This is a genomic window from Bacillus sp. z26 (assembly GCF_058313635.1).
The window spans coordinates 553374-565539 of sequence record NZ_JBZFQM010000001.1; the positions used below are offsets into that span (position 1 = coordinate 553374).

The 12166-nt window shown below is 37.3% G+C and carries 10 protein-coding genes and 1 riboswitch; of the genes, 2 read left to right on the forward strand and 8 right to left on the reverse strand.

Translation table 11 applies throughout. The features are described 5' to 3' along the window. Position 1: 1 nt before the first annotated feature. The 7 genes from AC4G3K_RS02560 to AC4G3K_RS02590 form a co-directional block, all read right to left on the reverse strand. Positions 2-1249, reverse strand: coding sequence for a S8 family peptidase (locus AC4G3K_RS02560; RefSeq protein ID WP_491132380.1), 1248 nt, complete (start codon positions 1247-1249; stop codon positions 2-4). Between the two features lie 470 nt (positions 1250-1719). After that, a complete protein-coding gene (locus AC4G3K_RS02565) occupies positions 1720-2946 on the reverse strand; it encodes a helix-turn-helix domain-containing protein (RefSeq protein WP_491075720.1) in 1227 nt (408 codons plus the stop codon). 332 nt (positions 2947-3278) lie between these two features. Beyond that, positions 3279-4760, reverse strand: coding sequence for a nicotinate phosphoribosyltransferase (locus tag AC4G3K_RS02570; RefSeq protein ID WP_491075721.1), 1482 nt, complete (start codon positions 4758-4760; stop codon positions 3279-3281). A 17-nt stretch (positions 4761-4777) separates the two neighbouring features. Next, positions 4778-5323, reverse strand: coding sequence for a cysteine hydrolase family protein (locus AC4G3K_RS02575; protein WP_491132381.1), 546 nt, complete (start codon positions 5321-5323; stop codon positions 4778-4780). 159 nt (positions 5324-5482) lie between these two features. Continuing rightward, a complete protein-coding gene (locus AC4G3K_RS02580; RefSeq protein WP_491132382.1) occupies positions 5483-7120 on the reverse strand; it encodes an ABC-2 family transporter permease in 1638 nt (545 codons plus the stop codon). After that, entirely contained in the window at positions 7121-7909 is a 789-nt protein-coding gene (locus AC4G3K_RS02585) for an ABC transporter ATP-binding protein (protein ID WP_491075724.1), read from the reverse strand. A gap of 187 nt (positions 7910-8096) precedes the next feature. Further along, complete coding sequence (locus AC4G3K_RS02590; RefSeq protein ID WP_491132653.1) at positions 8097-9197, reverse strand: methionine biosynthesis PLP-dependent protein; 1101 nt, start codon at positions 9195-9197, stop codon at positions 8097-8099. A gap of 218 nt (positions 9198-9415) precedes the next feature. After that, a riboswitch (SAM riboswitch) is annotated at positions 9416-9524 on the reverse strand. A gap of 131 nt (positions 9525-9655) precedes the next feature. On the opposite strand from AC4G3K_RS02590, the gene AC4G3K_RS02595 reads away from it, so the two are divergent. After that, positions 9656-10705, forward strand: coding sequence for a M42 family metallopeptidase (locus tag AC4G3K_RS02595; protein WP_491132383.1), 1050 nt, complete (start codon positions 9656-9658; stop codon positions 10703-10705). Between the two features lie 39 nt (positions 10706-10744). Here the strand turns inward: AC4G3K_RS02595 and AC4G3K_RS02600 are convergent, their stop codons facing one another. Further along, positions 10745-11587 (reverse strand): patatin-like phospholipase family protein, encoded by an 843-nt coding sequence (locus AC4G3K_RS02600; protein ID WP_491132384.1) that lies wholly within the window; start codon positions 11585-11587, stop codon positions 10745-10747. Positions 11588-11790: 203 nt separating this feature from the next. Between AC4G3K_RS02600 and AC4G3K_RS02605 the strand changes: the two genes are divergently transcribed. Continuing rightward, complete coding sequence (locus tag AC4G3K_RS02605) at positions 11791-12162, forward strand: GntR family transcriptional regulator (RefSeq protein WP_491132385.1); 372 nt, start codon at positions 11791-11793, stop codon at positions 12160-12162. Positions 12163-12166: the final 4 nt, after the last annotated feature.

Consider the following 12166-nt stretch of genomic DNA (forward strand, 5'->3'; position numbering starts at 1 on the left):
ATTATTGTACTCTTGCAAAACCAAATCCGGAGGCGTAATCATCACCTGCAGCAGATCCAATTCCACCTTTAATGTCATATAGTTTTGCACGTCTTTGTAATTCTGCACGCAGCTGTGTATGAGAGTATCCCGTATTGGAAGCCCATATCTTCGCTGCAAGTCCGGACACATGAGGAGTAGCCATTGAAGTTCCGCTGATTGTATTATATCCGCCTGTATGCCAAGTTGATTCTACAGCAGAACCTGGAGCTGATATTTCCACATCTTTTAAGCCAATGACATAATCGCCATCAGTCGATGGGTTTCCTCTGGATGAATAATTAGCCACACGATAGGTTCCATTTTCCTGAACATTTTCAAGGGCTGCTACAGCTACTACATTTGCCAACGCACCCGGATACCCGATTGTATTAGCAGATGAACCGCTATTGCCAGCTGCTGCAATAATCAATACACCTTTACCATAGGCATACGTTACAGCACTGCTTATGAGAGAATTATTAGAGCTTGAACCAAGTGACATAGAGATAATTACTTTTGAACCTGTTGAGGATGCCTGGTCTGCCGCGTGTCTGATTGCTGCAGCAATATCATCTGAATAACCGGATCCGCTGGCATCCAATACTTTGTATGCCCATACTTTAGATTGAGGTGCAACACCATATACGCCAGATCCATTACCAGCTACTGTTCCGGCTACGTGTGTACCATGGCCATTCCCATCAGTACAAGATCCATTGACAACAGTGCTGCTTGTTTGGGTAAAATCTTTACATTGTTCAATATTAGAGGAGAGACTAGCATGTGTTTTTAAAACTCCCGTATCTAACACCGCCACTTTTATCCCGCTGCCACCACTAGTAGATGTAAGAGAACTATTATTATAAATTGCTTTGATTCCCCATGGCACACGTGTTGACGGTGCAGATGTAGCTTTCTCCATACTTGTAGCAGCTATTTTAAATTCCGGTACTTTTTCAACTTTAATATTTTTATTTTCCAGTAGTTTCTGATATTCTTTTTCGGAGACATCTGTTGTAAAACCTTGGCTGCTAAAGTCTCGGTGTGCTCCCATACTTTTCTTCACTTTCGTTTTTTCCGCCTGAGATCCTTGAATCAAAACACGGTAGGTTTTGTCTGAACTGACATCCTTCGCATTCGCTCTAGCATCAGCATTTGTCCCGGTGCTAAAAGATAAAGCCATTGATACACTTAAAACAACTCCGGCAACGATCTTTCTTTTTTTCATCCTTCAGTCTCCTCTCATTTTTTAAATTTTTGTGAACTTTTCTTGGTGTATCGTTATTATAGAAGCTTTTTTTTTCTTTGAATATGGAACAAATTAACTATAAATTCTGAATTTTCATTCTTTATTTTGTCGGATTTAAAAACTTTCCCAAGTTATTTGGTCGATATTTATGACATTTTGTTACATTTTCCGTCCTATTTATTATAAAATAGAATTTATTTATAATTATAGAGACCTATATGCCTCCTAGTCCAAACAGGTGTTTGGACTCATCACTATTATATTTTCCCAACAAAAATTTTTGCACAAAAATGATATTTTATTAATCCTATTAAATTTTTTATCTTAAAAGTAATTAAAAAGAACCGATTGAATAGACAATCAGTTCTCTTAGTCCACTATAGACAATACTCTTTACACGATTGGCGGCAATATAGGGGCTTTTTTTTTCATAACTTCTCCCTCCTTGACTAGTAGTCTGTATAAATATATTGCAAAGCTTTCTGGAACTTTCCTAATTTCTTATAATAATCAGCCAAAATTTTACTGACACTGCGTATGTCATTATAATGTGATTCCCCATTATATAAGTAGGGCAGGGTATATTCTTCTAAATAGTTGATAGCTCTCTCTTCTTCCCCCTGAATCATATATAAATAATAGTTGGGTAGCATTTGATATATTTTGGATCCCGTTTCATGAGCTTTTTTCTTTAAAATAAGTAAATACTCTTTAGCTTCTTCCCATTCCTCCAAATAATAAGAGGTCTCTGCCAAAGCACAAAGGCTAACCATATAAGAATGTGGATTACCTGCATCACAGTTTACAGCTTTATAATAGTAATCCCTTGCTTCACGCATATCACCTATCTTTTGCTTTAAATACCCAATATTATGATAGGCAATGGATAAAGTGGTAGATTCATTGAGGATTTCAGCAGTTCTTTTCAAATGTTTATAACATTCTGCCGCTACCTCATAAATACCTGTATCTGTATAACTGATCCCAAGAATGACGAGTGTATGCATAATTCGTTTCAAATTATATTGAACAGTAAATGCATTCAAGGCTTCTTTAGCATAGAAGATCGCATGCCCGTGCTGTTCCATATAACATTTAGCAAGTGCCAGATGATAATAGACATCCGCTGAAACACTCATACCATCTCTGCTTATGGATACTAACTCTTCTAATATTTCATTAGCCTGCTTATATTTATTTTGTATAAGTAAGCAGATTGCATGATAATAATGCAATAAATACATTTCTTGATAGTTTAAATTCTTCTTATTCTTATCAAGCCATTTATATTGATGGATGGCTTTTTCTGTTTCATGAATAAATAATAAGTATCTTAATTTATACAGTTCAAATAAAAAGAGATGAGGTGTATAAACAATAAAATCCACGAATTCATTTAGCTGCTGTTCAATTTCTTTTGCCTCTTCTGTTTGAAAATAATTTATACATTCAATCCATTCATCCAATAATCTTTTTACTGTATTATTTTGTTCATATACATTCGTTAAGTCTGCTCCTAAACGCTGTAACAACAAATTTATAGTTTGATCATTTGCTTCCTTTTCATTATGTTCAATTTTACTTAGATGAGGTACAGAACATATGCCTTCGACCAGCTCACTCTGAGTCAATCCCTGCTTAGTTCGATAATATTTAATCAACGAACCTACTTTCATGTACCCACCTCTTTTATTCTTTTCCAATATTATACAAAATATTGTGCAATTCTAACATATACCTATAACCTATTTCTAATATTTTCGTTCTTGTTTTTTCATCATTTCACGACACTTATTCGCTAAGAGATCCATTATAAAACCAATTTATGTCTAAATGAGCAAGAATAAAAGCCCTGCTAATACCTGGGCTAATTGTATCCTGCGTTAAGAAATCTGTGTGAGTGGTCTATAAAATACATTTAAGAAGATGACCTTTTATGAATATGCTGGCATAAGAAATCCATGGCTAAATAAAAAATCCACCTTGTCTCAGCAAGGTGGATTGGTCATTATTTCCAGGTTTTCACTTTCTTTTCTGTGTTTCTCACTTGTTCCATAACTTCCTGTATACGAACCCTTTTATTTTCCCAACATTTTGGACTTAAATCAACCGGATACTTTTCCGGATTAAGGAATCGTTTATATTCATCCCATAACAAGTCGAGGTTATCCTTCGCAAATTGCTGAATATCCTTTAAGGCTGGCGTTTCATATACTAATTGTCCGTTCACAAAGATATTTTCATGCAATGGCACTGCATCAAAATTTGTTACTTCTTTGCAGATGAATGTATGAACTGGATGGAACATCGTTAATGTTTTCTCATCAGCAGGATTTTCATGTTCAAGAGTAATATAATCTCCTTCTGATTTCTTTGTTTCTCTATTAATAATTCGATATACATTCTTCATGCCAGGAGTCGTCACTTTTTCAGGGTTTGCACTAATTTTGATTGTATCTGCCATTGTGCCATTCTCTTCTTCAATGCTGACCATTTTATATACGGCTCCTAAAGCAGGCTGATCATAGGCTGTTATCAGCTTAGTTCCGACTCCCCACATATCAATTTTAGCCCCTTGAGCCTTCAGGTTCAGGATGGTAGCTTCATCCAGATCATTGGAGGCTGTAATTAACGTATCCGTAAAACCGGCTTCATCCAGCATAATTCGAGCCTTCTTGGATAAGTAAGCCAAGTCACCGCTATCCAAACGGATAGCTTTAAAATTAATTTTATCGCCCATTTCCTTCGCAACTTGTATGGCTGTCGGTACACCTGACTTTAACGTATCAAATGTATCAACAAGGAAGGTGCAATCATAATGTGATTCAGCATATTTACGGAAAGCTGTGTATTCATCCCGGTAAGCCTGAACAAGTGCATGCGCATGGGTTCCCACTACCGGAATGCCAAATTTCTTACCGGCTCTAACGTTACTGGTTGCCTGAAATCCACCAATATATGCCGCTCTTGTTCCCCAAATGGCAGCCTCTGTTTCCTGGGCTCTCCTAGTGCCGAATTCAAACAGTAATTCACCTTCTGTTACGACACTCAAACGGGACGCTTTTGTGGCAATAAGCGTTTGATAATTAATGATATTAAGAATAGCAGTTTCAACTAGTTGAGCTTCGGCAAGCGGTGCCTCAATTCGCATTAATGGTTCATTTTCGAATACAAGCTCTCCTTCTTTCATGCTCTTGATTTTTCCTGTAAAACGAAGTTCTTTTAAATAATTAAGGAATACTTCATCGTACTTTAACTCATCCCTTAAATATTGAATATCGCTTTCCGTGAATTTTAATTCTTTAATATATGTAATTACTCGTTCAAGACCTGCAAATATGGCGTATCCATTATTAAATGGATTACGCCTGAAATACACATCGAAAACCGCCTTTTTATTATGGATTCCATCCTTAAAATACGTTTCCATCATATTAATTTGGTATAAGTCTGTATGTAAAGCAAAACTGTCATCGGGATAATGTGTCATCAAACTTCCTCCTTCAATTACAAAACCATGGCTCCCAGCGTCTGTTCAAAATGGGACAATGCCCACTTATGGCCGGCTTCATTGAAGCTCGCCACTCCATCTTTATGTATAACGATTTTAAACCCTTTATTATAGGCATCCACCGCTGTATGTAAAACGCAAATATCAGTACAAACTCCAACTAAATGCAACTCTGTAATGCCCCGTTCACGCAATTTGATTTCTAAATCAGTTCCGGCAAAAGCAGAGTATCTTGTTTTATCAATCCATAACAGATTTTCTTGGCCATTATAAGTATTATACACATTTTGAAGATTTCCAAATAATAAACGTCCTTCGGTACCTCTTATATTATGCGGAGGGAATAATTTGCTTTCAGGATGATAGGGATCATTTTCATCATGTACATCAATAGCAAATACGACAAACTCTCTATCGTTCATAAATTTTTTGGTTAACGAGACAATGTATTCTTCGATTTCCTGCCCGGGTTTACCGCAAGTTAATTTGCCAGCATCCGCTACAAAGTCATTTGTATAATCAATATTTATTAAAGCCTTCATTTCACCATTCCCCTATCCTTTTTAATGAATTCCGCACATTATACGTATAGAATATCAAATTGTACTCTATATTGCCTACATGAATATTAGGCCAAATCTAAAAATAGGAAAACAAGACTGCACTTAGCAAAGTGAATCTTAGGTGCTGCCTCACCTGAATCAATCCTCTAAATACTTAAAATCAATCTTAAATCCGTAACGCCACAAAAAGATGACTACTACCAGCAAGAGTCCACTATATCCGTACAAACCATACTCAAGCTTGCTGATGAGAAAATGAATACCAGCGAATATAGCAAGGATCGCAAGCAGGAAAAATGCCTTAACACTCTCATGATCCTGGGCTACAGAAGCAGGTTTAGAAAAGGGCAATATGATTTTAAAGCTCCTAAATGATAGGACAACCATAATAAATAGCGTAAATAAACCAATCAACAGATCCCATACTATTGAACTGCCATATATAAGAAGAAAGAGAACACTATAGGCCAAATAAATGGGCAGCACATACCTAGCCATGACTGCTTTCCATGTCCCTTTAAAGATAGGCTCTGTTTTCTGCAAAGTAGAAACTCTATATATCCAGGCTCCTTTATATGAATTTGTATATCGTAAAGCAGTTGCAACTACCGGAATAATAAAGGCACAAAAATAGATAGAATAATAGCCGCTGCCAGACTGCATACCTTTTAATCCGCTTTCCTCGAAAAGATTTAACAGGGTAATAAACGGAAAAATGATGATCAATCCAATAGAAGGATATACTTTCAATTTAAAGGCCTGTTCATTTTTCGTGATATTCGTTGCAAAGTGAAAAAAAACTCGTTCTTCTTTATTACCAAATAAAAACAGCGGGATGTTTCTTCGTTTCCTTTTCAATATAGAACCTGTATGATTATTCATTTTTTGCAAGTACTTCTCAAAGTTATGAACATTTTTTATATAAATAATCAAAGAAATAATTGGTACTATGATAGCCAGACTGCTTAAAGCCATGTACTCTAACGTAAAATCCCCTTTTAAGATTGCTTCAAAAGGGGCAGCATACCAGATTGGTGCAATAAAATAGCTCCACCAGGTTGGGCTAAATTCTACTTGGCTATCAATGATGTCAAATAATCTACCAGTCAGTTGGTACCCCACAATCATTAAAATAGATAAGGCAATTTGGACATAGCTAATAAAATCCTTTAATTTCTCACCATCGAAATACTTTAAAATCACCAGATAAATTAAGGCAGTAAGCAAGACGATCCATATATCAACCAGGATGATGATCAGCACAAATAACAGACTAAAGCCTAATCCTTTAGTAACAATAGAAGCAATGAGCGCGGGAGCTATAAATAGGAGCGTTAATGCCCCTAGATAAATGACAATATGAATCAGCTTTGCCGTCGAGACCGTTCGTTCATCTACCGGTCTTGATAATAAAATAGATTGGTCACGAATATCCAGCATCACATGAGAAAAATCAGAAATTAAAGATGTCATTATAAAAAACATAAAAACAGCAAACAGCAAACTCATTTGGAACAAATAATTTTCACCCATAATAATAAAAGGGATCAATATCAAGCCCATAAGTGCATATACCCATAGGGATTTCAAAAATTCATTTGAATCTTTATCCGTATCATTCTTTCTCGCCCCATTATTCATTAGAGCGGGAACTCTTCTGGAATCCATCGTAAGCTTAACCTGAAGAATTCTTCTCATAGCCGGGTAGTCAATTCCCATCCATTGAAATAGCTTTTGTCCTCTATCCAATACACGCAAACTCATAAATTCTCTCATCTATTTATCCCCTTGGACAACAGAGACAATATCTTCGGCAATCGTTCGATGTTCCGTAAAACCGGTTAATTGATTAAAAATTTCTTCTAGTGTTCCTTCCTTACCCGTATTCTGTAATTCTTCAAAACTTCCATCTGCGATAATCCTGCCTTCATGCAGTAAAATAATCCGATTACTGATTTTCTCAACAACATCCATAATGTGTGAAGAATAAAAAATCGTTTTTCCCTCACTTGCCAGCATTCCCAGTAATTCTTTGACGATCATAACGCTATTCGCGTCGAGGCCGCTTAAAGGCTCATCTAAAAATAATATATCCGGGTTATGAAGAAGACTTGATATTAACAGAACCTTTTGCTTCATTCCTTTTGAATAACTATTTATTCGTGAATCATACATTGCTTCGATGTTTAATAGCTTCATTAGTTTAAAAGCCTTTTGGTCAACTTGATCATAAGGTAAGCCATAAAGCTCCCCAATAAAGGTTAAGTATTCACGTGCAGTCAATACATCATATAGATCTGCTAATTCAGGCACATAACCAATTCTGTTTTTATAGTCAATCCTATCATCGGAAAGCTCTGTTCCAAATATCTTAACTGAACCTGTATAATCTGTTAGAAGACCAAGCAATATCTTTACAGTGGTTGTTTTCCCAGCACCATTAGGACCTATATAGCCAATAACTTGCCCTTTGTCTACATCAAGATTAATGCCACGAAGCACTTCTTTCGAGCCATAACTCACCTGAAGATTGTTAATAGAAATAACCGGATCAGCCATCTTCATTCTCCCTAATTGAGACTAATTTTTTACAGTATATCAAAATCGTTGAATGTTTTACATATATTTCTATTTTACCGTATATGATTTTATTAAATTTCTAATACCTTCGCATATTTAGTTCGTTCATAAAAATTCCAGTAATACTCGCTCCTCCCCAAGATGTATCACTAATTTCAAACGAGTTCTACCTTTAAACCAGTAACGAATCAAATGCCTGTGTAAGATCTTCAATCAAATCATCAGCATGTTCAATCCCGACAGAATAACGCAGCAAGCAATTACAAACCCCAATCTGTATGCGCACCTCCTCTGGGATATCTGCGTGTGTTTGTGTAGCGGGATACGTCATTAAGCTCTCTACTCCACCCAAACTTTCCGCAAAAGAAATGATATGAAGACTTTGTAAGAAAGGATTGATCCATTCAGCTGATTTCAGCCGGAATGATATCATCCCTCCTTTACCAGGATAAAGGACATCCGTCACTTCTTCTCTTTCTCTTAAAAACCGACTGATTTTCTGGGCGTTTTCCTCATGTTGTTTCATCCGCAAGCTCAATGTTTTCATTCCCCTCATGACAAGCCAGGAATCAAAAGGTGAAAGCACAGCTCCTGTTGCATTTTGATATTCCTCAAGTCTTGCTCCAATATCAGCATTTTTTGCCACAATTAATCCAGCCAACACATCATTATGTCCAGCCAAGTATTTAGTGGCACTATGGACAATAATGTCTGCTCCCTGTTCAATCGGCCGTTGCAGAATAGGTGTATAAAAGGTATTATCTACAATCAGCAACAAATCATTTTCACGCGTGAATTTGGAGATCTCCTTTATATCCAATTCCTGCATAAGCGGATTAGTCGGAGTTTCGATAAAGAATGCCTTGGTTCTTTCGCTAATGGATTCCTTAAAATCCGAATCGTTATGACATGGTTTAAATTTGATGCCATATGTCTTCCATATTTGTTCGAATAACCGGTATGTCCCTCCATAAAGGTCAGCGGTGACGGCAATCTCATCTCCAGGAGCAAATAAACAAAGCAATGAGTGAATGGCAGCCATACCTGAACTATAAGCAAAGCCCTGTTTTCCTCCCTCAAGCTCTGCGATGCCCTCCTCGAGTAATTTTCTGGTTGGGTTACCCGTCCTTATGTAATCAAACCCGGTGGATTCTCCTATTCCATCATGGCGATAGGCTGTTGAAAAATAGACTGGCGGATTAACAGTACCTGTTTGTGTTTCACTTCGATTGCCTATTTGAGCTAAGAGTGTTTCGATTTTAACTTTTGTCATGTGTATGACTCCTCTCTCTTCATTTATCCCTACACATTGCTCTTCACCATCACGGTCCACCATACTTGCACTACATCCATGTGCTACTATTTTCCGCATATATGATACGGCTGTATTTCTTTTACTTTTGTCAAATAACATTCATTTCCCCAGTTATTAACAGTTATAAAAAAACAAAAAAGTCTCCAGAAGAAGACTTTTCATCAGAAATGGGCCCCTTCTTATCATTCAAGACAGCTAGTATGTCTTGCAGGATTTAGCACCTTTCCATCATTGGCGGTTGCTGAGATTTCACTGGGCCAGTCCCTCCATCTCTCTCGATAAGTTTTGTCAGAATATTCACTTAAAATAAATTTACATCCTCATGGAAAGAAAAGCAAGTTGTTTTTACCTTCATTGTTCAACTTTTTAACAAAGGTATATAATAAATCTATACATAAAAGGAGTGATTCGTAGCGATGAAAGCCAATGGTCAGGAAATTTTTCAATATATAAAAGAACTGGTATCCATCCCAAGTCCGAGCGGCTATACAACAGAAGTGATTGAACATGTGGCACGATTTTTACAATCTGAAGGTATTACAGCAGTAAAAACAAATAAAGGAGCATTATTGGCAACAATCAAGGGGCAAGATGATTCTAAACATCGTTTTCTTACCGCCCATGTTGATACGTTAGGTGCCATGGTTAAAGAAATCAAACCAGGCGGGCGTTTAAAATTATCGATGGTAGGTGGATTTCGCTGGAATTCTGTTGAGGGTGAATACTGTAAAATTCATACAGCTGATGGAAGGATCTATACAGGAACCATTCTTCTAAATCAAACCTCCGTTCATGTTTATCAGAAAATGGGCGATGTCAAACGCGAGGATGCGACAATGGAAGTACGAATTGATGCTGTCACAAAAAGCAAGGCAGATACAGAAAAGCTTGGCATTTCAGTCGGCGATTTTGTTTCCTTCGAACCGCGTGTTGAATTGACAGACAACGGATTTATTAAATCCCGTCATTTGGACGATAAAGCAAGTGTCGGTATTCTGATGTATATTATTAAACAGATAAATAAAGAAGGTATCACTCTTCCTTATACGACCCATTTCTTAATCTCTAACAATGAAGAAATCGGCTATGGCGGCAATTCCAATATACCGTCCGAAACAGTTGAATATTTGGCTGTTGATATGGGAGCAATCGGGGACGGACAGGCAACGGATGAATACAGTGTATCCATTTGCGCCAAAGACTCAAGCGGACCTTATCATTATGGTCTGCGCCAGCATCTCGTCGAGTTATCAAAGCAGCATCAGGTGGATTATCGCGTGGATATTTACCCTTTTTATGGTTCTGATGCCTCTGCTGCCATTCGTGCCGGCTATGATATTATTCATGGATTGATTGGCCCCGGCATCGATGCTTCCCATGCTTTTGAACGCACCCATATTACTTCCATCGAACATACTGCGAATTTAATTTGGCATTATTTACAATCAGAATTAAGACAGCAATAAAAGAATCAACAACCCATCACGAAAAATAGTGGTGGGTTGTTATAATAGCTTTTTTATTTTTCCATAAGCAGCCTTGGCTTCTGCATATCCTTGATTGTACAGCTTTTTCAGCTTTTTAGGATTACGCTCAATTCGACTGACATCTGATTTCTCTATTGGACGAATAATGACGACATGTCCCTTTTCTTCCTGTTCCTCCAGATAACGTATCGTATCATTGTATAGGATATGCCGATTGCGAAGGGCCTTTAATAGTCCTTGATAATTCTTATATAATCTTTTTCCAAACCAATCAAACGATGAGCCTTTCATATATCCCTTGTTTCCGGTAAGCACGACAATATTTTTCGTATTCCCGTCTGCTTGAGATTTTTGAATCGGTATCGGATCGGCAACTCCCCCGTCAAGCAGCATTCTGCCATCATAAGAGATTACCGGTGCAAAAAATGGAATGGAACTGGATGCGCGCAGAATCGTTGTAATATCTTTTGTTAAGTGCTCTTTGCTGTAGTATACGGGTTCGCCTGTAACGCAATCTGTAACACCAACGACAAACTGTTCCTTGGCTTCACAAAAAGCCTTCAAATCAAATGGAACCAGTTCATTTGGAATTTTATCAAAAATAAAATCCATTCCAAATAATTCGCGTTTCTTCAGAAAACGTTTATAGGAAAGGTATTCCGGATGTGAGACATAGTCGATATTTGCCGTATAATTACGGTCTATTTGCCGGGCAATATAAGAAGAACCATTGCATGCACCGGCTGAAACACCGATTGTATATGGTAAATAAATATCCTGTTCCATCAAATACCTCAAAACTCCGGCTGTATATAATCCTCTCATTCCGCCGCCCTCTAAAACCAGGCCTGTATTCTGCATGACAAGTAACCTCCTTCCCCAGAGAATCCTTCTTATTTTGCCTTTACCTTTATAAATAATTACAAATTTCAAAACCTTTTAAGGAATTTTTTTACTTTTCATTGACGGTTCTGATGTATTACATGTATAGTACACATATCAGGTGTATGAACCACATAGTACACACACCAAATATTGGTTAACCAGCCATAGGAGATGAAACGATGAACATCATCTTTAATAACCGGGATCCCGTTTATTTACAAGTTGTCCGTTACTTCAAAGAACAAATAGCGACCGGCCGGCTTGCAAGCGGAGAGGAAATTCCTTCTAGACGTGAGCTTGCGGGTCTTCTGAAAATAAACCCCAATACTGCTCAAAAAGCGTATAAGGAAATGGAGGAACAGGGATTGATTTCCACTGAAAGAAATTTCCCAAGCCGGATTACAACAGATAAGGACATATTGAGTAGCGTCCGCCAAGAGCTGATTCATGAAGCAGTTGACACCTTTGTCCAGGCAATTAAACCGATTCAACTACCCGTAGATGAACTATTGAGTATTGTCAAAAAAAAATACAAATCGGAACAAGACTGAGGAG

Excerpts from the sequence above, each read along its gene's own strand:
- AC4G3K_RS02600 (WP_491132384.1), bottom strand. The coding sequence starts at position 11,587 with ATGCAGAATACAGGCCTGGTTTTAGAGGGCGGCGGAATGAGAGGATTA.
- AC4G3K_RS02570 (WP_491075721.1), bottom strand. The coding sequence starts at position 4,760 with ATGACACATTATCCCGATGACAGTTTTGCTTTACATACAGACTTATAC.
- AC4G3K_RS02565 (WP_491075720.1), bottom strand. The coding sequence starts at position 2,946 with ATGAAAGTAGGTTCGTTGATTAAATATTATCGAACTAAGCAGGGATTG.
- AC4G3K_RS02575 (WP_491132381.1), bottom strand. The coding sequence starts at position 5,323 with ATGAAGGCTTTAATAAATATTGATTATACAAATGACTTTGTAGCGGAT.
- AC4G3K_RS02580 (WP_491132382.1), bottom strand. The coding sequence starts at position 7,120 with ATGAGAGAATTTATGAGTTTGCGTGTATTGGATAGAGGACAAAAGCTA.
- AC4G3K_RS02560 (WP_491132380.1), bottom strand. The coding sequence starts at position 1,249 with ATGAAAAAAAGAAAGATCGTTGCCGGAGTTGTTTTAAGTGTATCAATG.
- AC4G3K_RS02585 (WP_491075724.1), bottom strand. The coding sequence starts at position 7,909 with ATGAAGATGGCTGATCCGGTTATTTCTATTAACAATCTTCAGGTGAGT.
- AC4G3K_RS02595 (WP_491132383.1), top strand. The coding sequence starts at position 9,656 with ATGAAAGCCAATGGTCAGGAAATTTTTCAATATATAAAAGAACTGGTA.
- AC4G3K_RS02605 (WP_491132385.1), top strand. The coding sequence starts at position 11,791 with ATGAACATCATCTTTAATAACCGGGATCCCGTTTATTTACAAGTTGTC.
- AC4G3K_RS02590 (WP_491132653.1), bottom strand. The coding sequence starts at position 9,197 with ATGACAAAAGTTAAAATCGAAACACTCTTAGCTCAAATAGGCAATCGA.